The following is a 23850-nucleotide window of genomic DNA, read 5'->3' on the forward strand; positions in this document are numbered from 1 at the left end:
TATACTGTGTAATTATCCTTCAGGTACAGCTCATGAAAATCTCAAATTGGCCATCACTCATTAAATGGATTATCTCTGTTGGACCAAAATCAGCCTCTACAAGTCAGCAATATATTACTTCACTGCAAAGTCGTGACCGAGACGCTTGGCGAAAACGAGTATCAAAGTTTAGCCCCAAATGTACTTTTGCTGGTGTTATTAGTGATGCAATGCACGAAAAAAGAGGCGGACTTGTAATTGGTATCGAGACTAAATGTGAAGGCAAGATAAATTTGTTGATCCCTAAAAACAAATGCAACGAAATGGATTTAGCGAAGTCGATACTATCTAATGCATCTATAGTTTCTATCACTTTCACTCCATACATTCATTTTGAGTACGGTCTAATTGGGCTAGTAGAAAGCATAAGTTCTTTATGCCACAACACAGAGAACCAAATATCAATTAAACCTAAACAATTGCCGAAAAATGCAACCTCGACCAACACTACTATCACTCAAAGTGTTCCTCGTTCCACCAATAGCTGGAACAGTTCGAGTGACGAGCAATTGATGAATTACTTGAGTCAAGATATTGGTTTGAGGCAGATAGCTTTACAGATGAACGTAACACCAAAATTCATTACAAATAGAATGCTGCAACTAAGCATAATTGACATTGACCAGTTCGCTGAAATAAAAAGGCAACTGTTAGATTTAGGGTGCTTTCAATAAATGGCTAATGCCACTTGATACCGAAGAGGATTAAACAAGTGGTAGTTTTGTAGAAATATCTATCGTAGAAGCAGCGATCAAGAAGTGCTTTGCTTGGTCAAAAACCTCAGGCAAAAACACTATCAAATGAACCAAACAAAGAGGAGCACCAACTTAGTAAATGGTCTCCGAACGGAGCACGGCTTTGAATGTCATATCACGTTTGACCTTGTTTTGACTCACAGCGTTCCGGCGACGGAACGCGATTCAATTCTTGTATAGCGCCAAATGAAAAATTTATATTAGTATCCCCGATGATGATCGTTCAGGCCTTGATATATAGCACTAGCGATTAAATAACCTGTCAATCCAAATACAGACAGAGCATTAGTATGTAGTGCACCATTGAAGTAAGTAGTGATTAGAGATGAAATAAACACCACTACAAAAATTAAAAGCGCTATCTTGAAGCCCCAGTCAACAAAGAAGTCTATTGCAGGACCAAAGCTCAAAGCTAGGTTGTTATTCTCCATTACATTCTCAAGCCTTTTCACAAGCTTCTCCTAGTTTTCTTTATAGGGTTTTCGAATAGATTTTGGCGCTTTGGGTAGCCCGTTAAGCATATCTATATGAGCTTGTTTCTTACTATGCCCTAGCTCAACTTCCTCTGCAATTTGGTAGACTCTTACCTTGCTAAACCCCCACCGATTGGCTAGGTGTGCTGTAGTCCAACCTTTTCGTTTATAGCACTCAATGTATTCGTCTTTAGTCACGGTAACAAGAAACCTATCTTTGTAAAGTATGCTTAACTATATACGTTAAGCATACTTTACTCAACAACTCAAGATTTTTAGTCTTCGCGTTTCACTAATAACATACTAGAATCTGAGTATTCGTTTAGTTTGCACATAGGCCAGCTCTTAATAATTTCGTAATTTTTTCTGTTGATTTCTAAAGGTACTTCTATCATCACATCAATGAAATGTTTACTGTTATATGGAGTAGACTGCCGATGTAATACAATTTCTAACTTATCTTCGCGTGGGATTGCAGTACTTTTTACATAAACACTCGGAGACACAACAGCCTCTACCGCGGTCCGTTCTCTCAAAAATACTAGCAATTGCTCTTTAATGTCGCTCATTATTTTTTCTCTATTTATTAATAGCTTAGCTTATACATTGTGTTTCTGTACACTCAGATATCTGACCATATACAGCGACAAAATCAACCTATAGATTCTGTTCGCACTGTATTTGACTTTTTTCATTAGGATTCTGTGATGAAAGCCTCAAATAAAAATGATAGCCTCAACATATCATTGATACCCATTAATTATCATTGACAGTCATCACCTGTTAATTGACAATGTGACTGTCAATTTTATGGAGAGTCACAATGTCATCAGTCACTGAATCCGTTTTGCAGAATTTGGAAAAAGCAAACGAGAGCGTAAGTCGTACCGAGTCAGAACGTCGAGCAAACATCCTTCAGCAATCGAAGGTTGTACTCGATGAACAGTTTGAAGTCAGCAAGGTCATTCTTAATCACTCAGTTCCACAAACCAAAATGAGCAAAATGTGTGGCTGGGACTCTGTCAACACGTTTAAGAAAAAGGAAGAAGATTGGGTGGAGCAAGGCTATCAACCACCTGAAATGATCCGTGGTAAGTATGCGTATTCGCCAGACTATATTCATGAAATTCTCGATTTAGCTGGTAAGCCAAAATGGTCTGATTTTAATCGTGGTACTCATATTATCAATGTACAGAACCAGAAAGGTGGTACAGGTAAGTCCATGACGACTATTAACCTGGCTCAGGCATTAGGTTTACAGCACCTTGAACGTATCCGCATTCTAATCATTGATTTAGATCCACAGGGTTCACTTAAATTGTTCGCTCAATCTAAGGAATACAAACAAAATGATCTGGACCAACTCACTGCCGTTGACATTATGACAGCGGATCTTGAGGGTAAAGATTCTCTATATCAAAATTTCGTGAATTATGGTTTAAGTCATGAGGATATTATTGATGAAGCAATCCTTAATACCTTCTTACCTAATGTTCGAATCATGCCAGCGTTTCCTGAGGATGAGCGATTTTCGTCTTTACATTGGCTCGGAGAAGAAAACCTAATTCCAAGATTAAAAGAACGAGTTATCGACCCTATTCGTAACCAATACGACTTAATCTTTATTGATACAGGACCTCAAATCAACCCGCTTACTTGGAGTGCACTGTACGCTTGTAATGGTTTGTTGGTACCAGTATCTCCAAAGGCTCTCGACTGGAGCTCCACAACTCAATTCTTGGATAATTTACCTAACCAGGTTCGAGCTTTGCCAGAAGGTTCAGAAGGTATTCGTTGGATTAAAATTGCCCGTACCAACGTCGAAGAAGAGAAAGACCGAGATACTGAGCTATCAAATCGTATCAAAGATGAGTACCGTTCCATGGTATTCAATAACTACATCATTCGCTCAAATGCTTTTGATACCGCAGCCAAAAATTATCGAACAGTACTAGATGTCGCTTCTAGCGAAGGTATTTGTATCCCTCGACAGCTACGTGACTCTAAGGACTCAGTAATTGATTTAGCAAATGAGCTTAAAGATCACTTAAAAGATATCGATTTATAAAGAGGGCACCATGTCAAGTCATAGAAGAAATGTCCAAGCTTATACACCAGGTGGTAATCGTACCTCGAAGTTATCATCAGATAGTGTTGCAATCACAACGAAAGAGGAGCAACTCCTTAACGAGGCAGCTCAAGCAGGAGTATCCGAACTAGAAATTGCGGTTGATGGCCAAGAAGTCTTGTTTCAACTGGTCGAAATTCCTTTTGATAAAATTGAAGCCGAAACATTCGTATCAGAGGATAATGTTCGAGATCAATCAATTATGTCTCGGCTGTCAGTTATAGATATTACCAACAAGATCTCTGATAAGGGTCAACTCTATCCCGGTCTTGCTATAAAACACACTGATTCACAAGGGGGTGTCACTTATGAAGTTATTGATGGCTCTCAACGCAGAAGCGGTTGTTTCTACAGTAAGCGCGGTTTTAAGATCTATGCTACAAGTCAAAATATTACACGCGAAAGTAAGCAGTCTTTATCTGAAGTAAGTAATACACATAGACCCATGTCTCTCTATGAGTTAGGTAAGCAATGGCTGAACCTCAAGAAAGAACAAGGTTTGAACAATATTCAGATTGCCACCGAGAAAGGCTATGACAAAAACTTAGTCTCAGCTGGTATAAAAGCGGCAGAGCTACCAAAATGGCTAATAGATGTCATTCCTAGTGTTCCTGATCTAGGAAGACCTTCAATAATTGAATTAGACAAGAAAATAACTAGCCTTTCTGATAAAGAAAAATCAGGCTTTGAAAATTTTTGCTCATCTTTATTAGAAGAGACAGAAAACCTAAGGCTTACAGCATTAAGTGCTAAACACGCCAACGCTCAAATCGTAAAAAAGATTCTGTCATACAGCTATGCCGAGCATGATGAGGATCAAGGGCAAGATGCATTGACAAAGCCAAAGAAACTTAAGAAGAAACTTGATAACGGCTCTGAAGTTCACGTAAAACATGACTCCTTGAAAGGTGAGTTCAGTTTCACAGTTAAAAATATAAGCGATGAGCAAAAGCAGCAGCTTGATCAGCTTTTAGGAGATTGGGGATTATCCATATAGTGTGGCGTTTATCTATCATGCTGAAAAATTGGGCATTTAACTGTTTATAGTGTCATTTTCTTTGAACTAAGCTGTAAACCTGTATATAATTCGCTTCGGAGTTAAATTGCCCCCAAGCGTTTATCTCTGTCCCCCTCTTACGCTTTTGCGTAGGAGGGGGTTCTTTTTTTCAAACCAGAAAATATACAACTCCCCCTCCCCTAATATCTTTACTTGATCAACTCCAAACTTGCGAAAATAAGCTTGTAGCCACAGAATTCTTTAGGCCAGTGTATCCTTTTACTGATATAAGTTACTCTTTTATCAACCTCAATGGCTTGTACTATTTTAAGAGAGTGATGAGAGCAAACCAATGGACTTGTATACTAATCGAACTTCAAAAAATGATTTCATTAAACATGGCATCACAGATCATATAGAAGATGGAATGGACTTATTCATTGCTTCAGCTTTTTTCACAGAGTTTGATGTTATAGATGAGGTCCTTGGAAAAGGATGTAATTTAAAAATCATTGTGCGACTTGGTTTTCCAACCTCACCATCTGCACTAGATAGATTACTAAACAATAATAAGGTTGAAGCTAGGTTCTTCACGACCAACTCATTCCATCCTAAGCTTTACATTTTTGGTGATAAGTCCATCTTGTTGGGTTCAGCGAATCTAACTCGATCCGCCATATATTCTAATCAAGAAGTTATGATTGGCATCCACCCGGAAGATCATAGATTTATAGAACTGCAAGAGTTATTCAGTGAATACTGGCGTGACGCAAAAGTGCTCAATAGAGATGCAGTCAAATGCTATCGGAGTATCTATAACAAGTACTATCATGCAAATAAACTATTAAATGACATGGAACACGATGTCATCGACACCATGGGGGATGTGAACTTCTCGAACATCAATCGCGGTAAAAAGAAAGCATCACAGAAGTCTATTTTCCAAGATACATACCAGCGTTCATATCAAGAATCAGTTAGTGCTTTTAATCGAATAGTAGAAATCTACAAAACCTTCGATAGAAAAGTTAACGGTGACTTAATACCATTAAGATTAGAAATTGACTCATTCTTCAGCTTTGTTCGCGACTTCTATGCCACTCAAGACACTTGGAAGCACCAACCTCTTGGATGGGATGAACAACAACGGTCTAAAACGGCAAAACTTATTAATGAATGGATGAATACAAAATGGGAACATTTTGAGGATCGCATTGTTCCGCATAATTATCCCCTTATAAAAAAAGTCCTCGGTTCAAAGGAAGCAATCATATCAGCTTCAATGATTGATATAGTTGAGGCACTTTGCGTTCTGCACTCTTTCCATGACCGGTTTCGCTTCTACAAAGGTGGCCTCAATACATTAAAGGAGAGCTTTATGGGAAGTAATGAAGAACAGAGGGTAAAAAAGACTCTGATATACCTACTATACGGCACTGGAGACCCTGTAACACGTATGGCAAACTGCATATACGATAGTGAGTATAAGTTGAACCAATTCGGAAAATCTAATGTTCAGGAGCTAATTGGATGGATTAACAAAGAAGATTTGCCAGTCATCAACGGTAGGACAACTAAAGTACTAAGATACTTCGGCAACAAAGTTGTTCAAGTAAGTGAGTAACGAAAGTTATAGTTATTGACGCCTCACTTCTGTTGAAATGAGGCAATATGATATCCTAAAAACTACGCTACTTCTTCTACCTCTGCATCGGTCTCAATAAGTCTAATCATTTGCTCATATAAATTAGTCCGCTCAAAGTTCTCCTTTGTATATTTGCTTCGAAGATACTTCTCTACCCCTTTGACAGTTACATTTCTATCTGATGATAATGGTTGCTTAAACACTTGAGCCAGCAACTGGCAAAAGTCATGCCCATTCGCGGTCTGATATATACAATAACCAGCTTGATTTAACTCTACGTATTTATTGTATATGTCGATACAATGAGTTTGTTCTACTCTCGGACTTCTTCTGATTGCAGCTTCGATTAAGATTTGAATGTTTATTGACACATTAAAATCGTTAACCGTCACAGCTTCGCTAGTAAAGTAGTTCATACCTTTGAATCTCACATTCAAATTCAGCAACCTACAAGCGAGTTTTACAAGACCGATTTCATTACAGACGCTCATCAGATTACTCATTAATCTCTGACCAACTTCATCGATCTGCATCGGACCCAGAATATGATTTTGTGTATGTTCAGTTATAAAATCTGTGATAAATTCATCATGAAGCATCATAATTTCTGCATCATGCACGTCCGTCATAAATGTATCGTTGTAAGTCTTTTCTAGTACGTGGTCGAAGTCTGCATCGACTATACCGTAAACTTGATTAGAAATACGAGTCCTCAGCCTATCAACAGCTTCTATGACATCCGCCTTTCCACTTGCTGGAGTGCAGTAAAAGAACTCTGTATTTCTCAACACCATGTTAAACAGAGTAATATCGGAGTCGCCTTCAACAACAAATATAATCCTATTGCCTACGTGGTCAGTTTGGACCTGTAAAAGCAGAGCGCTAAATTTAGTTTCATCGCTACGTTCTCTGGTAGCATCTCTTAAACTCGACATAACTAGTTACTCTTTGCAATCACATGCTTGTCAAAGAGGTCAATTGAACTTTCCCATTCATCACCAATCACATCCGGTGAATGCGTTGTTACTATAAGCTGTGAGTAGTGATTAAACTTTGATATTTGAGAGAACTCATTAAGGAGGTCTTTCTGCCATGAAATGTGTAGAGATACCTCAGGTTCGTCTATCAAAATGATTGCACCATTTTCTGCTTTGAAAATTAGATCAAAGAAAATAGATACTTGGTTCTTCTCGCCTGAAGACAACTTTTCTAAAGGTATATTAGCACCAACATGATTGAAGAATGCGAAGCCGTATTCCGGGTTAACTGCTATAGTTTTAAATGAAAACTTTTTCTTCTCAATTAGCTTCGAGAACTCGCTCAAACGTCCTACAAAGTCTTCATGCAAAGATTCTTCATAGAATATTTCATCCAATTTATCACTCAAGTTAATGGTGTAGTCTGATACAAGGTTTAAGTCATTCAATTCGAGATACTTACTCGACTTTGGTAGCAATCCGAAACGAGTGTAAGGTGCTAACAGGTCTTGTAGGCCAACTATCCTCTCTTTCTGCATGTACGGTAATGCGTTATTTTGAACTTCGTGTGATTCTATTGAAATGCATGAAAATAAGTCATAAACCAACTGGTCAAGCTTGTGCAATTTACTTAGCGCAAACTTCATTTTATCTTCTAGAAACGCTCTTTGCTTTGTAATGATGCTATATGCTTCAGTTTCGTCATTCAGATGTACAGAATGGATAAGAATAGAAAAAGCTTTTCTGTAATCAAATACCTTTTCTTCAGACAAGTTTTGGGTTGAAGGAATGATGATCTTTTTTGCGTCATTAAGAAATGACTCGATCTGCATACCAGATTCTGAGTTGAAGTAACGGACAAGACCAAGATTGGTTTTCAGTTCGAATGTATCAAAACTTATTTTAGATAATTCTTTGTAGTTATTTGAGATAGCATTATGAATCAATTTGAGAAGCATAGTCTTACCATAGCCATTGGGGCCTGTAATAACCACATGATCGGACTCTGGAAGTTCAATGTCATAGTTTAAAAAACCAAACAGATTCTTAACTGTAATTTTTTCTATTCTTAGGAACATTTTGTAGTATTTTTATTGAAAATTATGTCGCATTGTACCATTAGAGGTAATGTCGTAAAGTGCATATTGATTCTGGGTATTTCTGTTTCTGTGGGTTATTCAGTGATTTATGGGTAATGACCAAAGACCAACGTAGCTTGAATAGTAAAGATTTATTAGTCTGAACTCTTTACTTTATCTAGACGATTTATATCCACATTCTTAACCAAAGCATCTGCATCAAATATCAATTGATTTTTTTCATTAACTTTTGGTCTGAATAAAACTAGTACTTTACCAAACTCCCCTTCTGCCTCAGCTGTTAAGGTCGTATTTCCTGAACTATCAACCAAGTAGTTTGTTGAGTCTGAATCCAACCTTCCAATTCGGCCATTCACGTGAATAATTCCAACGTCATAGTCTCTTGATGACAAACTCTCGGAAAAATACTTTTTTAACTCTTCAGGGTTATCCAATATAGATTCAGGGTCATCAACGTACGCACTTGCAACCTTAAGTTCTATATTCTGTTTATTATGAATTGATGTATAATCCGGCCCATTTGGAGTATTTGAAATGCCAGGGCTAACATATAAGCCCACAATTGCCCAAATTGCTGAACATGATGTAACTATTGCTCCTCCACCTTTTGATGAAACCTTGAGATTGTTCCATTCGATTAGTTGCTCCTCTTCCTTTAACGAGGCGCCTCTTTTGAAAATTTTATAACCAAAGTACGCAACGAAAGAACCAATAGAGAAACACAGAAGCATCCCTATACCGTTAAAGACAATAATACCCAATCCTTCCATGGATCTCCCTTATCTTAATTTTACTATTATTTTGTTAATTCATCTAAACAAGCTTAGATCATTCTTGTATCAACAGAGCTCAAACTTAGATTCTTTTTTCTTAGGCTCACCTTACATTCTGTTTACTTATGAACTATTAGTTATTCCGAAAGTATTTATCTGTATTCATTAATTCGTATCGGCAAGTGAGCTTTTTCTAAGGAGTATTTTGTGGCTACCATTCATTCAAACGCATTTGAATTTAATCTCGATGGCTTAACTAATATCAATTTCATAGAACAATCCCATTGTATCACCCATGGTCAACCTTATGATGGAGTCCGTTGCTACAACGCTTGTCACAAGGAGCCAGCAAAATTGGTTGTACTTGCTGGCAGGAAGGGGTCACATGAAGTTTCTAACTGGCTAGTGTCAAATGTAAATTGGCCCAAAGAAAACGGCCTAGGAGGTGCAATAGCAGATACCTATATGGATGACATTCCACGTAAACTCAATTTTGCCATTCGTGGTTGTATCATACTCACCATTTTCGGTATTGAGTACACAATCGAAGACATTGTCCTCGCACAAGGTAAGTCTGGTGCTTACAACAACTGGTGGCTTGGTTCGAGCTCAATGATAAAGATAAAGGCAGAAAACATGACAGATTCATATGCTCAGGAGCTGTCCGAAATGGCCAACAAGTTGATTATGGCAGGACTATCTAAGAGTTTCGCTAGAGCAATCAATGCTATCGGCATTGGAATATACAAATTAACAAAACCACATAAAGTGGGTCGTTGTCTAATTGGGTGCACGAATGACCAATTCGATAAAAGTAAGTCCGTGGTTTTCATAAGTATGAAAAACAGTTCGGCTGATGCAACTATGATGGGTACTTACGCGCTTGATTCTGAAAAATTGTAGTATTTAAAACACTTTAGATTAAGAATATACATTGTATATTCTAATACTTTTTTTTGAACAACCATGTTGATTAATAGTTAATCAAGAGTTCTGGAACACTATGCCAGATGGATATCTGAGTAATATACACTGTATACTATTTTAACAAATAGCTCCCTTTAAAATATACAGTGTATATTTACAATGTGACATCAATACTGGTCCCATTAGAATATACACTGTATATCACCCCAAAAATTCACATCACTTAAGCGTATTGATTAACTTAATTAAACTATCTGGGTCAGAGGTGTAGAGCGATACCAGCTCCTTTTTACTTAGGTTAGTTAGTATCTTGGCTATCAAATCCTGGTTAGTATTGGTTACTAGGTTCTGAACCTTAAACTCTGAATACCCCATAACCATCGCAACATACAAGTGCCTGTTTTCCTTAAACCACTTCCAATAGGCAGACTTAGAGAAGCCTTCATCTACAAGTCGATCTGGAGCACTAGGCAATCCTAGTTCGGCGTTAACCTCTTTTATGGTTTCCAATTCCACCAGCCTGTTGACAAATAGCTTTAGTTCATCGTAATCATTACAGTAGTTGAATGCATTATCCAACATGAAAGCCTGTTTCGGCTTTGATTTCTGCCACAGTTTTATTGTGCTTTCACTCTGTTTAAACGCTTCAGCTAAGAGAGATAAATCGTTTTTATAGTCATAAGTAAACATAATTGTTTTATAGATTTAATAGTGATTCGAGTAAGGGTTTTGGCGTTACATTTCTTGTAGAACGTTTAGTTACTTTTGTCGTATGCATATTACTATCGACTCGATCAGGAGAAATTGTAACATTCGTATTTACTGGCATTGTACATAAATCCGTTGATAGAGATAGACGCTGTTCGAGTGAAAACTTTGATATTGTTTCACGAAGAGAAAATCTCTTTATATCTTCAATTTGAGCTTTAAACCACTCGAGGGTGATAAGAGCCTCAGATAGGTTTGACTCATATTCTCCCAACCGAGTTAAGTAGTTTTCTACGCTTGGGTTAAATGAAGCTAGAAAATCTTGTTTGTCTAAGTTAATCACATTTGAGGCTGGTGTTTCGATATTACTTAGTCGCGTGTATAGAGCTGCATTCAGATTTCTCAATTCAGTTTTTAGACAAAGATATTCCTCTGAACTTTTATACTTAAAAACATCGTCAAATTTCAAGTTAGATAGGTCTTTAGATACCTTAGCGATTTTTGAAACTGTTTCACTATCAATACTATTAATGGCATTTGAATACACTCCTTTAAGTGCCCAGTTCATCGCAATAGATTGCTCTAGTACTGAAACAACTGAGTTTAGCTGTTCGATTGTAAAGTGTGTAATTTCCTTCTTAATAGATGGCTTAGCATTCAGTTCTGTTAGTTGGTTAGTAGAGAGAGAACTTTTGTAGAACTCTTCAATCGATTTGAACGAGTCTGAGCTTAATAAAGACCAGCACTTTAATGTTCGATGAATCTGAGGCTGATTATCGGTCAAGAATAGTGTGGGATTGTTTAGCTTGACAGTTGATTCACCAAATCGAGCCAGGTATTTCTTCAATCTATCACAGTGATTCCTTAATCTACTCTCACAGCCTTCCAACGGCCTAGACAGTTGCAGCTTTATTTTGTGTCTTATTGCGTTTCTACGCTCCCGAACATGAAGTAATAGCTTAGCTTTATCGATCCTATGCTTTTGCATAGAAACCATAAAAGGCAATTGTTTTAGTTCTGATGCATTCATGTCTTGGTAGTCGAAACAACCAAGTTCTGACAGTAACTCTGTTCTCTTGGCTATGTCGAGGAATGTCGGGTAGTACTTTAACGATATCCTAACGGCCCCTGTCTCTACCATAGAACGTGCCACAGCTCCTAATTGCGTGGACCGTACTGATTGTTTTCTATTAGAGAGAGACAATCTACGTCTTCTTATGTTCTGAATGAGTGCAAGATCATGTTCAGCTTTAATTCTTTCGTAAGGTTGGGTTAAGTGCCACTGACTGAGAGTTCTTTCATTAACTACAATATTTAACTTGTCGCCTAGAGCGGCATTAGGGTCAATATAATGTGCTGGTGTAAAAACATCTTTAACTTCTTCGCCCAAGAGATCGATGTCAGGGTGAAGCACTCTATGATTATCTGCATGCGCATAGTGAAGTCTTGGATTTGTTTCAAGATTATAGAAAGAGAGTCTTGTTGTTCCCTTAGTAAGTTTACCTGATCTAATTTTTGCTACACGTTTTGTGAAATCTAATGAAGGTTTAACTTTTCGAGCCTTTTCCTGGTATTGGATATCAGTAACATGCGATAGATAGGGTATAGAAAGCTTGGTGTTTATCTTTCCACCGCCAAACATAGAACTAAAGGATGCATAAATCACTTTCGTAGCTTCTTGGATAGAACTAAATTCAATGCTACTAATTTGCTCATCAATTTCGTTATACCAATTTAGTGCTTTTTTGTTTGCATAACCCTTAAGTAGACTAGTTTTAAAGTACTCTGAAAATGCACTAGAAGCTTTACGTCCATTACACTCCAACTTGATTACCTTATCAGAGTTACTTGAAATCAAATCAAAGAGTTCAACTCTCTCAGCATTGACCATCACTGAAATCCTTCCTAAGAGATCACAATGTTTAGATCGAGAAGTGTCCTGGCTGATTGGTTCCAGCTTTAAATTATGAGCAATACTCACTTTTACAGGTAACTGTGTTTTAGGGAGGATCTTCGTGGTGCAGTTAAAATCGCTTTCATTCAAATCGCTCGCATCTATTGGACGCTCCCAGTAGCTAAGAAAGGACTTATGATTATCAATAAACCGCACTGGGTCATTGTCAACATTAAGAGTTTTCATTAATACGGCTTCAGGTAATTTCGATGAGTTAATGCTGATTTTTCCATGAATAGATTCGTACTCTGCATTACTTTTAGGATAAGGAATCCAGCCATTACCTCTCAAAAGTTCATTCCAGATAACCAAAGGTCTATAGGGAAGGGCATTTACTCCATCTAGACTCCATCTAAACGAAAGATAAGCAGCATGCTTTTCAGAAAAAATGTTTATTAAGGGTTTCTGGGCCTCTTGAATGTACATATCAAGAAATGCTCTTCTGGCTTTAGCGTTCAAGCTTCTATCATTTTTGATGTCTATAACGCCTTCATGTTGGTCGACGTACCCACTTTTATATAGTCGTTTGAACTCTTCAGCTTTTTTAGATGACTCAATTGAAATTTGAGCAAAATACCTAACCAACTTTTCTAAATACTTTACTTTTAGAACGTTCGGCTGAAATGCTACTCGTTGATATGCTGCAAAATCGATAGCTTTGGCATGCATCATTCTCGCATCCATATTGCAACTCAGCTGAAACATGAAATCTCTAATGCGCAGAACCTCTTCCTGTAAAAACACTTTCCATCGAGTATGTTTAGCTAGTGAGTTTTGGGTTTTATCGTGTTGAACCATTGTGCATAGTGTGCATCCAAATCGACTAGATCCATTGCAACCATTTGAATTCTTTTGTCCTACTGCAATCTCACAGACATCAGAAGAAGCATTCCCATAAATGGCCAAAAGCAGGGCGAAATCAGAAAGGAAGCCGGGAAGGGGAGGGAGCCCAGCTAAACTACGAGTAAGAGGCTTAGCTCCAGAAAGTTCTAAGGAAGTGAAAACCTCTTGGGTAGACCAGTCACGTATTGGAGCGTATAGAAACAGTGGGTAGCCTGTATTTAAGTCAGACTCTTTCATCTCTTTCAATAAATCACTTATAGACTTATCACTGGTTCCCTGAATAACCATATTACCTTTTCGCTTTGTACTCTCGTTGTTTCTTTGCCCTGTAGCGCAAATCACATCAAAACGGGTGTATTGCTGTAGTTCTTCGTCTGATTTAAAGCGGTCCAATAGGTTTTTTAAATATCTTTCGCTAGGAACAATTTTGAGAATAGAGCTGCAGTCACTATTACGTTGTGCATTTGGTATTAGCTTATTACTAGTCAGGTATTTGTTCGCGTACTCTTCATGAAATGACGGAGTGACAATATCGTAGTAAACGTTAATATCGTTATCTTTTGCATAGTCAATAAACTTAGATTTAACCCACCTGGTGTACATAACCATTGGAAGTGATTCCGAAAGAGTGTCAACCGTTGAAACAATTAAGGGGCGAGTTTTTTCGATCCAACCATTTTGAATACAAACTCGATAAGCTTCAGAAGCAGCATTCAAAACTGTGCTGGAGTCTTTACCCATACTGCAAGGAACAAACACTAGCGAATCACTAGATCGCAAAATCGTTATAAACTCTTCTACAACCGCATTGAACTTGAAGCTAACACTCTCGTGCAAAGCCACCAATTCGTTTTCTATTAGGTTTGTTGTTTCAAAAATATTAACCATTGGCTGAACCATTACTAAAGACCGACAACTATATAATACCATATTTAAACACACTTTATAGACTTAAATATACTTAGTGCACTTTTTTGTGCACATATATTGAAGGAGGTGTATTTATATGGTATTTTACTTCTATTCTTTTAGTCATCGGGTCAAGACATGTACACACCAATTTATTCTGAACAAGACCTTCAATTAGTACTCTTCAGAGCTAACGAGGGTATTTGCACGAATGGCATTTCTGTATTTGAGGGGGTAATAACAGGCAAAGAATTTGCTGAGAACTTCACTGAAGAAGAGAGCTCAGATAGTTTAAATGAGTATCAAAAAAGACAGAGAGACCTTGAGAAAGGTCGTGCACAAGGTTTGATTAAGTATTTCGACAATAGGGAGGATACAGTACTCCCTAGCATTACTGTCTTTGTTTCTTCATTAAAACTCCATGAGGAAATATCTATTGGTAACAAAGAAGTCGTCACAGCCACATTAGAAAGTTCATCTGACCGTCTTGTATGTGATGGTCAGAACCGTTTGAATTTGTTTAAGGACAGAGTTACGAATGCTAGTCCTACTCAGTACCATACGCTGGGAGTTAAATTCATTGTTACAAACACGGACACCTTAGAGCCAGTCACTCAAAAGATTAGACAGGTATTTTCTGACTACCACTTACACCTTCGTAAACCAACATCAGCACAAAACTTATTCTTTGACAGCTCGCAAAGCTTTTCCAGATTAATTAGGGACCAGATACTCGATAATGTATTAGTTGATGGTCATTCACTAAAGCGGTTTATAAGTACCACAGGAAAACCCAAGAAATCCCAGTTAATGGACTTGAAGCAGTTAGGCGATTTCATTTGTACCGCATTAGGTACAACTCCTGTAAAAATGAACAAATTGCTTGAAGGTTCAAGCGATACCGAAGCTGAAATAATTCGCTTAACAACTCCATTCCTCACCAAGTTTTTTTCTCTTATACCTATGAGGTTTCTTTCAGACTCAGGGCCAAATGTTATGTACACGAAAAGTATATTTTGGAAAGGGACTGCGATAGTAATTCGATCTATCTTTGAAGAGCATTTGTCTCGAATGCATAAAGCCCCCATTGATTGGTCAGTACTAGATGGGATAGTTCGATTGCCTGTGAAAGATATTACACATGACTTTTGGCTAGAGAATAATGTAGTACAGAAATCTATTTCAAGAAATGGAAGTATTAAATACAGAATGATCCGCAGCTCAGAGAGAAGCTGTGCTACTGCTATTTGTAAAGAACTAGAACTACCCTCAGTGGGAGAAGAAGTATGAAGTCACCAGAGAGTAATGACTTAGACCTGAAAGCACATCGATGCCCTAATGCGATGACAATGGCGAGAATGGGTCTATCTCGAGCAATTAAGGAAGGTGTTAATGAGTACAACATATACAGCATAGAACCACTGTTAGGAAAGCACATATCTGCTTACTTAAATGATGTCCAATGTAAATTTGAAATTCACATTGAATCGGTAAGGATACGTGACGAACATAAAAAGTTATGGTGTAACGAAAGCACAATCTTTGATGAAGATGATTTCGAGTTTGCAGAGCACTACTGTCGGTACCGTATCGCCTTCACCAACAAATCAAATTATGGTGAAAGTTGAGTACAACCCTTAAAAGAAACCGTGAACCAATTTCCTTAGTTCGAAAACTAAAGTTGATTGTAATTCGCTCAAGGCCTATATTGCTTTTTATCCATAAATGACAATGGTAGATTGCAATGAATAACATTAATCTCATTACAGTGGGGATTGCTTTAGCGGTTTCCGCCCCCTCTGTAATTGCTTCAATCAAAGCACCACACAATGCAGGGAGCTACAATAAAGTTATTAAGGTTCCTTCACACATGAACCAAACAAGTGCAGTTGGCTTGGATGATACTTTAGGCTCCAGAAACATCTCTGACGAAACAATCGTTGAGCTCCCAACCGTCCCAGATGATCCAGTAGGGGACTTTGAGATCCCCAAACCTGGAGAGGATGAAGATGAGGCAGTAGATATTACTATTAACTGTGGATGTGCTTCTGTGAATGTCGCAAGGGGAGCATGTTTTTCTCCAAAAAGAGCTAAAAGCGCAATGGACAGCAAAGCAAGTGGGTACTTTAGCTCATCTTATGGTTCATATTGGCCTAACTCGTCGAACATTGATTTCCTTGTAACATATAACCTGGAAACCAAAGGGATCACAAAAATAGCCATCACTGATCATAGTAAAATATACAATCTCACTGATGAAATCGCTAATGCTGGTTTATTTGAAATTTCCGGGCCAGTGACATCAACTGCTACACCTAGCTGTAGAGTAAGCTTAACTCGTGCTGCGTTTGCTGACATGGGATACTACACAATGGGTGCAGATGATCCATGGAGAGTAAGGTATAGAGGGTGGGCACATTACAACAAACCTTCCGGTTCCAGATACAAAACTGTAAATGGTGGTACCACAAGCACTCGACCTCCATCCGGGAAGACCTACTATTACTAGATAGCTTGAGTTTGTAAAAGCTTTTCTGGGCCTCTCAAACAAACCTTCCTTGGTGTACCAGGTCTTAATATACAAGTGGTACATCAAGGACGTTTTCTTAAAGCGTTAGTTTTCGTCCTAAATGTCACCCCAGACACTATTGGACCATAGTAAATCAATAAGATAGAAGAACACCTCTATCTAAGTGTGACATCTAGGACGAAAGTTTTCTATCTAGTGCCACCGCATATATTTAACTCATTGATATGCTTTTCTACTTTCTTATACTCAAGTAGGCTTTACGTCCTAGATGTCACAGAGAAGAGATTTTTATCTTTATTTTCAATGCTTTAAATATATTCAATGATATCTATAGTAACTAGCTTTTCTTAAATTCCCAACTGGGCTAAACCATTTTACCCCTACGAATGTTTTCGTCCTAGATGTCACCTATCACTCTTTACTGTATATCGAACGTAGAGAAAGTATGACTCCAGTGTGTAGCTTTTTATATCAGCCTAAGGCACAAATAAAATATCTTTTATTTTCAGTCAGTTATAATCATTAAGTTTGAGCTTTATTCTATAGAGTACTGGACACACATTGTTGCTTCTTAAAGTATCATTTTAAAACCGTCCTAAATGTCACCCCTCACGCTCTTGACACAGAAAAACAATTAAAATACATATACTTATAAAAAATCCGATTAAAACATCGCCATAGAACAGTGACACCTAGGACGAAAATAGAGAAAAAAACGCATTGCATATTCATTGATCCCTTACTTTCGTCCTAAGTGTCACCCCTCCAACTAGAAGCAATAGATACTATCCTTATAATTCAATACGTTAGAAGGAGTTCTGAAAAATTAGCTTAACCTTCATTTACAGGGTTTTCATTCAAAGGAAGCAAAAAAGCAGGTTATAAAGAAAGAATTGGGTCTTCATCACCCACAAAACAACTTCAATCACGGATAAAAAACAACAATTAGGGAGTTGGATCACAGTTATTGAGAGGTTTAGCCACCAGCAATATCTGGTAAAGGTGACACTTAGGACGGTATTTTGAGGCAGAACTAGCACACTTGATTGTTGAATGTGCTAGTTGGATGGAAATTTACTTCTTTGGTGTGCTAGTTGAAGCTAATCTTCATCATCTGTGACTATTTCATAGTCGGTTACATCAATGACGTCATCTGATTTCTTCATTGATGTACCTTTAGCATCTTTTGACTCTTCACCAAACTTCTTAATAGCGCTTAGGACAGCAGGGGATATATCTTCACCATTCAGCAATAGTTCTCCAATCTGCTCAGTCAATGCGACCATTTCACTCTGCTTTGGTTGAAGGTTGGCATTGATAGCTTTGATTGCTGACCTTGCAAGGGATAGTTTACTTGGGGCCTTTTTAGAAAGCTCCCAGGTAAACTTAAATGCGACAGTCTTGGTACCTTTTCGAACATCCTCGTAGGAAAGACTTTTGAAAATGTGCAACTTATTAAGTTCTTCAATTGCTGGGTTAAGCCAACGTTTCTTAAGAACCGCAGTTCTGTCATACGAAGAGGGCAGTTGCCACCTAGAGCGCATCCAATCAACATCTAGAATTAGGTTATTTCTTAAATTCTTCCACTGATTGATAGCCTCATAAAGCCTCATGGTATAAACGGAAGATAAGTTTCCTGCTTCACCTATCAGCAGCTGTGTATAGTTTGATGTGGTTTGGTTAATGATACTAATCAACTCAGCATTCAAATACAGCACTACATGTCCTCGTTTAGGACGATAGCTCTGTTTAGTGGTCCAGTGGATAGCATCATAAGCTTTTTCACCATCTTTGCTGTCTTCATCAGGAAGATAGATAACCACACTTTTCTCATGTAAAGATTGTGCTGCGCGTTGTATGTCTCTTGATAGGTTTTTCTTCGACTCATCATCTATCTCGAAGTATTCGATGAACTCTTTGTTAGAAATAGTGATCGGATACTGACCATATTCCATTGTTTTTAAATGTTCGGGAGTAGGGTTTTCCTGATTAATCCGCTTGAGGCACATGTATACAAGCCGCTTCTCATAACGAGTAAGGCTATAAGCTGCCGTTGTTAAAGCGTTCGCTTGTCTAACAGTAAGATCGTTTTTGCTGTTGTTCTCGGTCATGATACTGATACACACAATAAGAAATTGTACCAAATGTAACATTGTAGGCTTAAATGTGCCAGTAAGTAAGCAAACCAACCTTATACATACTTATACAGACTTATCCACAACCGAAAGCGTCCTAGATGGCACGGTAAGTCGTCCTAAGCGATCTTCAAATCTTCCTAAATGTAATAGTGTTTCGTCCTAGATGATCTTAAACGAATTCCTAACTACTTGAATTATAAAAACATAGATAAGTTATCAACACCCTAATAAGATCTTAAAAAAGATCTTAATAAGATCAATAAAAATATTATTATTAAATAGTGTCTAGAAATTAATCAGTTAGAAGGGTAAAGGGACGATCTTGGAGAACAAAGAAGTAGTAATAGTTCTTTTTTTGCATGTTAACTCAAAAAGCCACTCAGTAGAGCTATATGAGCTAATTTGCTCTATTTAGACACATATACCGGGTTGTGTCCAATCATAAGCATAGAGGCGCTCTCAGCTTGCATTTGCCCTAAATTTTCAATGACGATCTTTAGATCATTCATTTAATTAACCATTTGGTTTAAGGATCATACGCACGAACACAATGGGTTTAATCTTCCGAGGCTCTCCAGAACCATCATGTCATATAAACAAAGAAAGTTAAAAAATCATACACAAACAACTGTTATAATATGGTATTTACTGTTATACTAATGGGGAATTAACGGTTCTATCCCGTTGAAATATATGTAATAGCTTGGGGGCTAAAATGAAAAGAAGATCTTTTGTAAGTAGAGAAGAACTAAACTACGCTAAAAATTTACTAGTCTCTTATGGCTGTATGAATAAGGTGATTAACAGCGCAATTCAAATGGTAGATGAACTTGATATTGAGCCTGGCCTAAAGTTCCAGGCTAAGATGGGATCATTTAAGAAGGAATTGGATGTAGCTATATCAGCTATAGGAAAACCAGAATCACGTGCCAAGTTCATTCTAAACATAACGAACTTCTTGGTATCATGGTATGAAAGTGGAAATAAGTGCTTAGACAAGTTCTCGGTTGCCAGGTTTTCAATTTTGCTCTTTCATGCTACTGAACTTAAATTAATATCCGCTCGACAACAATTGGATATCATTTATGGGTGTTTGAAAGTTAGCGAGTTACCAAAATCAGACACACATCTGTTAATCCAACTGCCCATAACCCAGGATATCTTCACTTTAGAGAAAGTGCAGTCTCACCAATCTAAGGCTCATGTTATCAACCAAGACGATCATACCCTCGTTCAACTTGATATATCTGATGTTCCAAAAGAAAACCAAAGTGCGATAATTGGTGCGCTAGACGATTTAAGTCTGGATGAGGTCTCACTTTCAAAAGATGGAAAGTACCTTTCATTACTCGCTCCATTAACCTTGGAATGCGGCTTAGAAGATACACTCAAGAAGGTTGAAGCTCTAAAGGCGTGTTCAATGCTTGATGTATTTTGCCAATTTAAACCAATCTCTTTAGAAGAAATAGCTGTTAAGTATTGGGATGGTAAGCAGTACTTTGATGAGCTGGCGACAATGTATAAAGCAAGCTCTCAGTCAGAATCTACTCGACAAACTATAAGCAGTGCACTTGAACTAGTTAATACCGGTTACATTCTGAGTTCTTTAGATGGTTTATCCACTCTTTGTCATCGTTTAGCTGTAGATACGGACAAGGACTATAAATATAAAGGATCGTCAGCTCTATATGAGCTTCTGGACACTCTAAGGGGGTTTTATAGAGACTTACTATGGAAACTCGAAGATATGGGTTATGAGTTTCAATATACATCTGCATTTTCGAACGTGCTTTAGTTGATTTTCGGGGATTCCGATTAATGCTTCCACTAACTAAACACATTAACTCGGATTCCCTTTGCTCCCTGTCGCACTTACAAGGTCATAGCGCTAGATTTTAGCTGTATGTACTGGATAGAAACTAGGCATGGGTATAGAAGTTAATCAGAAACACTTCGACTTGATTTAACGTTTGACACTAATTAATAAATCAGCACTCAGAGGGAAACATTTTGTCAGATTTAGACTTCACAAAGCACTGGACATCCGAACGTACCCGCAAAAAGCAAACAGCTCTAACAAAGCTATCAAATGGACTTCTAAAAGAAGTAGTCGAAGACCCATTCTCTAGAGACTTGTTTGAACTCGAAGAAATTGAAGCGATGAAAGTCGCAGCAAAGGCTTTGAGTAAAGCAAAAGAAAAGTTTACCAAAATTAAAGAGAAGAAAGCCCGTATCGAAAAACGTAAGGCTCAAGAGTTAGCAAACATCAATAAACAAGCGAAAAAATATGCTATTGAGGTATTAGATTCGCTTAATTCCAATCCGGATACTTTTACACGAGAACAGCTGTGCCTATGGGTGACGGTCGCTCACTTTACTAGTTCTGTTTTAGATCCTGAGAGTTGGGAGATAGACATTAACGATAATATTGCTAATCACTATTTAGAGAGTGATCACGCATTAAGAAGGCGTAATGTTTGGACTATGAGAAGTAAGGCTCTAAACGCTTTCGAAAATTATTTTAAAAGAGCATGGCAATTCTCTTTTGAAACAGACTCTTGGGTAGTACGAGTGCCAATTAAAGAGTCCGTAGCACAACTTAAGGCACTAATAAATCATGATGAGTACATCAAAAATGAAAAGCTATATGCTCATTTACTTGAGCCTTTAGAGGCTTACAATCGTGAGGTTGATGCAATTAAACGACGCAAGAACATGAAGTCTATTTAACCAGGAGAAGATTCACCAATGACATACGAAGAATTGTACGCCGACTGGGAGTATTTGTTTAAAAAAGTTGGCTGTGCTGAAGACATGACGGGTGGTTATGTTGACTCTGAAGATTTAGAGGAACTACTTAAAAAGCCAACTAAATCTACAGCAAAGAACTGCTTGAATAGACAGATCGATTATTGGTTCAGAGCTGGAATTCAGTTCGACTATGACCTCAAAGGTAGGTCGGTTTTCGATCTCATAGAAGAGTATCCGAAGATAGAAGAAATCGCAGACAGACACTTTGTTGATTTAGATGATTGTCCCGACCCTTTCGTTAAGACAAATGATTAAAGGGGAAAGCATGGTAGATTTATCTATTTATAATATTCGACCTGAGCCTAAAGAAGCTGTCTGCATTGGCTGCGGGTGTAGTGATAATAATGCATGTTTTGAGAACTCCCAGGCATGTTATTGGCTAAAAGTGGATAGAGAAAAACAGCAAGGTGTTTGCTCAAACTGTCATGACCTTTTGTCTCAGTAAATTTAGGAAATGGATGAATTTTCTATAATCACAATCGCTTAATGCCTAACTATAGGAAGGAAATAATGAGTCGTCTTGAAACACTTATAGAACAGAGCAATGATGAACTTTGTAGTGTGTCAGTCCCTGTTAAAGAACAGTGTCTGAACCGATGCAATGAATGTCCAGTTGATGATGAGTTAATTGGAACGTTGACAACAGATAGTAAGAGCTCAACAGAAGAGTCACCAAATGAGTGAGAAAGTACTTCTAGGCACATTATTGGTTGCAGGTTTTTTGTTAGCAGTGAGATGGGCATTTAAGAGTGATACATCTTCATTTGATGAAGCACTTAACAGGTTTCTATCAAGTGAACAACGAAAAGAGAAGAAAGGTAACTCAAATCCTAGTAGTGCTTACGAACGACGCAGGAAGGCTATGTTTAGCGGCACAGATTCGATGGGTTGCTATCAAAAGCACAAAAAGGCCAACGAAAGGCTTCATCGTAAAAGGTGAACCTTAGATAAAAAAATAGGCCCCATATCATGCAATATGATGACCTGGTTTATTAATTGGTCTGGGATGTATTGGTGTAGGAGAGGAATAAAGTTTCATGCTGGTTGTCTTGAGCATCCACAGATTGAGCGGTCCCATTCAAATACGTTTCTGGACAATTATCATTTTCGGAAAATCAAACATTAGCAATCCATGAACAACTCTATGTCTGGGAAACTACTCCCGAACTCATTATTAAGGTTGATTTAAAACGCCCAGCCCCAATATTCTTATAATCCACCCACAACGCTACCTTGGCTATGCAAATCAAACGAGACTTTGACTACTACCACAACCTTCACAACGTCATTACCCACGCCCTGCTTCATTTGCTGTGTCAGGTTTCCGCATCTTCCCGTTTTGTTCCAGTAAAATCACGCAATGACATACTGATAAAGTACCTTAAGCCAAAGCTCAACGATAAGTCGTTATCGAATATCAAAAAAGACATCAAACTGATGATCAGCTTAGCAAGAAAAAAAGGTGGGAACCTAGAAATGAAACTGCATCAACTTAATTCACAATCGAAGCATACAAAACTCATCGGTGCTGAAAAGCTTTATAACCTACTCGTACACCTTTATGACGTAGAGGGTATCGAATCAAGACTGTTTGAGGAGGGTAGTGAAGCGGAGCCTGGGATTCTTTATATGCTAGAGGAACAAGTCGAACACGGTTTTGACCAAGAACACAATCAACTCACCCCGTTATCGATGCTTATCCAACTAGAGCGTGCACCTGAATTAATTGAATCGATTAATGCTCACGGCCTATTTCTTGCTGAAATGAAAGAGTGGAACACCGAGAAACATCAAGCCCACATCTTAGTACACCCAGCTTAAAAAAGCTGGCTAGCCATCATTTAAACGCCCGCTCATTCTATCTTCCATGAACTGGCTTCACCAGCTAGTTCTAAGTTGGACATAAACGTTTTAGAAATGGCGGCGTACTCTGATGGCTGCCATTAAGTATAAAACTTTAATACTCAGTATCAAACTTATTGCTTAGTAACGAAACTTTATTCCTCACAAACAAATGGAGTTAATGGGTTTGAAAGCTCTCCACTAACAGGGTTCCCCCTAGTCGCCACCGAGGCCCACCCGCCGGACTTACCCCTGCATTACTAAGTCTCGTTCCTCGCCAAGTATTGCCGCTCATGGGCTG

22 protein-coding genes are annotated in these 23850 nt (G+C 38.0%); 14 read left to right on the top strand and 8 right to left on the bottom strand.

Annotated features, from left to right (window positions below):
• The first annotated feature begins 32 nt into the window (after nt 1–32).
• Nucleotides 33–713 carry a hypothetical protein gene (locus tag R7035_RS16210; RefSeq protein ID WP_025633958.1) on the top strand — a complete coding sequence of 227 codons (681 nt, stop codon included), beginning with the start codon at nt 33–35 and terminating at the stop codon, nt 711–713.
• 281 nt (nt 714–994) lie between these two features.
• Here R7035_RS16210 and R7035_RS16215 read toward each other — a convergent pair whose 3' ends face one another.
• Together R7035_RS16215 and R7035_RS16220 are read right to left on the bottom strand one after the other, a co-directional pair.
• A complete protein-coding gene (locus R7035_RS16215) occupies nt 995–1246 on the bottom strand; it encodes a hypothetical protein (protein ID WP_025633956.1) in 252 nt (83 codons plus the stop codon).
• Between the two features lie 296 nt (nt 1247–1542).
• Nucleotides 1543–1836, bottom strand: a complete 294-nt coding sequence (locus tag R7035_RS16220) for a hypothetical protein (RefSeq protein WP_025633953.1) — start codon at nt 1834–1836, stop codon at nt 1543–1545.
• A gap of 254 nt (nt 1837–2090) precedes the next feature.
• On the opposite strand from R7035_RS16220, the gene R7035_RS16225 reads away from it, so the two are divergent.
• The 3 genes from R7035_RS16225 (at nt 2091) to R7035_RS16235 (ending at nt 6016) form a co-directional block, all read left to right on the top strand.
• Nucleotides 2091–3335 carry a ParA family protein gene (locus tag R7035_RS16225; protein ID WP_025633952.1) on the top strand — a complete coding sequence of 415 codons (1245 nt, stop codon included), beginning with the start codon at nt 2091–2093 and terminating at the stop codon, nt 3333–3335.
• Nucleotides 3336–3345: 10 nt separating this feature from the next.
• On the top strand, nt 3346–4392 hold the full coding sequence (locus R7035_RS16230; protein ID WP_025633951.1) for a ParB N-terminal domain-containing protein: 1047 nt from the start codon (nt 3346–3348) through the stop codon (nt 4390–4392).
• A 352-nt stretch (nt 4393–4744) separates the two neighbouring features.
• Nucleotides 4745–6016 (top strand): phospholipase D family protein, encoded by a 1272-nt coding sequence (locus R7035_RS16235; RefSeq protein WP_025633950.1) that lies wholly within the window; start codon nt 4745–4747, stop codon nt 6014–6016.
• Between the two features lie 62 nt (nt 6017–6078).
• Here R7035_RS16235 and R7035_RS16240 read toward each other — a convergent pair whose 3' ends face one another.
• The 3 genes from R7035_RS16240 to R7035_RS16250 all read right to left on the bottom strand — a co-directional run bounded on the left by R7035_RS16240 (nt 6079) and on the right by R7035_RS16250 (nt 8884).
• Nucleotides 6079–6972, bottom strand: coding sequence for a DUF4435 domain-containing protein (locus R7035_RS16240; RefSeq protein ID WP_025633948.1), 894 nt, complete (start codon nt 6970–6972; stop codon nt 6079–6081).
• Between the two features lie 2 nt (nt 6973–6974).
• A complete protein-coding gene (locus tag R7035_RS16245) occupies nt 6975–8093 on the bottom strand; it encodes an AAA family ATPase (RefSeq protein WP_025633946.1) in 1119 nt (372 codons plus the stop codon).
• 155 nt (nt 8094–8248) lie between these two features.
• Nucleotides 8249–8884: a hypothetical protein gene (locus tag R7035_RS16250; RefSeq protein WP_025633944.1), complete on the bottom strand. Its 636-nt coding sequence runs from the start codon at nt 8882–8884 to the stop codon at nt 8249–8251.
• Nucleotides 8885–9094: 210 nt separating this feature from the next.
• Here R7035_RS16250 and R7035_RS16255 point away from each other — a divergent pair, with 210 nt between their 5' ends.
• Nucleotides 9095–9790: a hypothetical protein gene (locus R7035_RS16255; protein WP_025633943.1), complete on the top strand. Its 696-nt coding sequence runs from the start codon at nt 9095–9097 to the stop codon at nt 9788–9790.
• 243 nt (nt 9791–10033) lie between these two features.
• On the opposite strand, the gene R7035_RS16260 is transcribed toward R7035_RS16255, so the two are convergent.
• Nucleotides 10034–10504 carry a hypothetical protein gene (locus R7035_RS16260; RefSeq protein ID WP_025633942.1) on the bottom strand — a complete coding sequence of 157 codons (471 nt, stop codon included), beginning with the start codon at nt 10502–10504 and terminating at the stop codon, nt 10034–10036.
• Nucleotides 10505–10511: 7 nt separating this feature from the next.
• Nucleotides 10512–14219 carry a hypothetical protein gene (locus R7035_RS16265; RefSeq protein WP_139351517.1) on the bottom strand — a complete coding sequence of 1236 codons (3708 nt, stop codon included), beginning with the start codon at nt 14217–14219 and terminating at the stop codon, nt 10512–10514.
• Between the two features lie 147 nt (nt 14220–14366).
• On the opposite strand from R7035_RS16265, the gene R7035_RS16270 reads away from it, so the two are divergent.
• From R7035_RS16270 to R7035_RS16280, 3 genes are all read left to right on the top strand, one after another.
• Nucleotides 14367–15518 (top strand): DGQHR domain-containing protein, encoded by a 1152-nt coding sequence (locus tag R7035_RS16270; protein ID WP_077202323.1) that lies wholly within the window; start codon nt 14367–14369, stop codon nt 15516–15518.
• The gene (locus tag R7035_RS16275; RefSeq protein WP_042776211.1) at nt 15515–15856 is read left to right on the top strand and encodes a hypothetical protein; all 342 of its coding nucleotides are present in this window, start codon (nt 15515–15517) and stop codon (nt 15854–15856) included. The genes R7035_RS16270 and R7035_RS16275 overlap by 4 nt, the downstream gene beginning before the upstream one ends.
• 116 nt (nt 15857–15972) lie before the next feature.
• Nucleotides 15973–16737, top strand: coding sequence for a hypothetical protein (locus R7035_RS16280; RefSeq protein WP_025633937.1), 765 nt, complete (start codon nt 15973–15975; stop codon nt 16735–16737).
• A 1121-nt stretch (nt 16738–17858) separates the two neighbouring features.
• On the opposite strand, the gene R7035_RS16285 is transcribed toward R7035_RS16280, so the two are convergent.
• The gene (locus tag R7035_RS16285; protein ID WP_158083951.1) at nt 17859–18869 is read right to left on the bottom strand and encodes a RepB family plasmid replication initiator protein; all 1011 of its coding nucleotides are present in this window, start codon (nt 18867–18869) and stop codon (nt 17859–17861) included.
• A 742-nt stretch (nt 18870–19611) separates the two neighbouring features.
• Between R7035_RS16285 and R7035_RS16290 the strand changes: the two genes are divergently transcribed.
• From R7035_RS16290 to R7035_RS16315, 6 genes are all read left to right on the top strand, one after another.
• Nucleotides 19612–20691, top strand: a complete 1080-nt coding sequence (locus R7035_RS16290) for a hypothetical protein (RefSeq protein ID WP_025633934.1) — start codon at nt 19612–19614, stop codon at nt 20689–20691.
• A 215-nt stretch (nt 20692–20906) separates the two neighbouring features.
• A complete protein-coding gene (locus tag R7035_RS16295; RefSeq protein ID WP_025633933.1) occupies nt 20907–21626 on the top strand; it encodes a hypothetical protein in 720 nt (239 codons plus the stop codon).
• Between the two features lie 18 nt (nt 21627–21644).
• Nucleotides 21645–21962, top strand: coding sequence for a hypothetical protein (locus R7035_RS16300; protein WP_025633931.1), 318 nt, complete (start codon nt 21645–21647; stop codon nt 21960–21962).
• A gap of 255 nt (nt 21963–22217) precedes the next feature.
• Nucleotides 22218–22391, top strand: coding sequence for a hypothetical protein (locus R7035_RS16305; protein WP_155486753.1), 174 nt, complete (start codon nt 22218–22220; stop codon nt 22389–22391).
• Nucleotides 22384–22647 carry a hypothetical protein gene (locus R7035_RS16310; RefSeq protein WP_025633930.1) on the top strand — a complete coding sequence of 88 codons (264 nt, stop codon included), beginning with the start codon at nt 22384–22386 and terminating at the stop codon, nt 22645–22647. Before R7035_RS16305 ends, R7035_RS16310 begins: the two co-directional genes overlap by 8 nt.
• 299 nt (nt 22648–22946) lie before the next feature.
• Nucleotides 22947–23528, top strand: coding sequence for a DUF2913 family protein (locus tag R7035_RS16315; RefSeq protein ID WP_054574998.1), 582 nt, complete (start codon nt 22947–22949; stop codon nt 23526–23528).
• The last annotated feature ends 322 nt before the right edge of the window (nt 23529–23850 follow it).

It is taken from the genome of Vibrio sp. 1731 (assembly GCF_033339955.1).
Lineage (GTDB): Bacteria > Pseudomonadota > Gammaproteobacteria > Enterobacterales > Vibrionaceae > Vibrio > Vibrio alginolyticus.

Excerpts from the sequence above, each read along its gene's own strand:
- R7035_RS16210 (WP_025633958.1), top strand. The coding sequence starts at position 33 with ATGAAAATCTCAAATTGGCCATCACTCATTAAATGGATTATCTCTGTT.
- R7035_RS16220 (WP_025633953.1), bottom strand. The coding sequence starts at position 1,836 with ATGAGCGACATTAAAGAGCAATTGCTAGTATTTTTGAGAGAACGGACC.
- R7035_RS16225 (WP_025633952.1), top strand. The coding sequence starts at position 2,091 with ATGTCATCAGTCACTGAATCCGTTTTGCAGAATTTGGAAAAAGCAAAC.
- R7035_RS16230 (WP_025633951.1), top strand. The coding sequence starts at position 3,346 with ATGTCAAGTCATAGAAGAAATGTCCAAGCTTATACACCAGGTGGTAAT.
- R7035_RS16235 (WP_025633950.1), top strand. The coding sequence starts at position 4,745 with ATGGACTTGTATACTAATCGAACTTCAAAAAATGATTTCATTAAACAT.
- R7035_RS16240 (WP_025633948.1), bottom strand. The coding sequence starts at position 6,972 with ATGTCGAGTTTAAGAGATGCTACCAGAGAACGTAGCGATGAAACTAAA.
- R7035_RS16245 (WP_025633946.1), bottom strand. The coding sequence starts at position 8,093 with ATGTTCCTAAGAATAGAAAAAATTACAGTTAAGAATCTGTTTGGTTTT.
- R7035_RS16250 (WP_025633944.1), bottom strand. The coding sequence starts at position 8,884 with ATGGAAGGATTGGGTATTATTGTCTTTAACGGTATAGGGATGCTTCTG.
- R7035_RS16260 (WP_025633942.1), bottom strand. The coding sequence starts at position 10,504 with ATGTTTACTTATGACTATAAAAACGATTTATCTCTCTTAGCTGAAGCG.
- R7035_RS16265 (WP_139351517.1), bottom strand. The coding sequence starts at position 14,219 with ATGGTTCAGCCAATGGTTAATATTTTTGAAACAACAAACCTAATAGAA.
- R7035_RS16270 (WP_077202323.1), top strand. The coding sequence starts at position 14,367 with ATGTACACACCAATTTATTCTGAACAAGACCTTCAATTAGTACTCTTC.
- R7035_RS16275 (WP_042776211.1), top strand. The coding sequence starts at position 15,515 with ATGAAGTCACCAGAGAGTAATGACTTAGACCTGAAAGCACATCGATGC.
- R7035_RS16280 (WP_025633937.1), top strand. The coding sequence starts at position 15,973 with ATGAATAACATTAATCTCATTACAGTGGGGATTGCTTTAGCGGTTTCC.
- R7035_RS16285 (WP_158083951.1), bottom strand. The coding sequence starts at position 18,869 with ATGACCGAGAACAACAGCAAAAACGATCTTACTGTTAGACAAGCGAAC.
- R7035_RS16290 (WP_025633934.1), top strand. The coding sequence starts at position 19,612 with ATGAAAAGAAGATCTTTTGTAAGTAGAGAAGAACTAAACTACGCTAAA.
- R7035_RS16300 (WP_025633931.1), top strand. The coding sequence starts at position 21,645 with ATGACATACGAAGAATTGTACGCCGACTGGGAGTATTTGTTTAAAAAA.
- R7035_RS16305 (WP_155486753.1), top strand. The coding sequence starts at position 22,218 with ATGAGTCGTCTTGAAACACTTATAGAACAGAGCAATGATGAACTTTGT.
- R7035_RS16310 (WP_025633930.1), top strand. The coding sequence starts at position 22,384 with ATGAGTGAGAAAGTACTTCTAGGCACATTATTGGTTGCAGGTTTTTTG.
- R7035_RS16315 (WP_054574998.1), top strand. The coding sequence starts at position 22,947 with ATGCAAATCAAACGAGACTTTGACTACTACCACAACCTTCACAACGTC.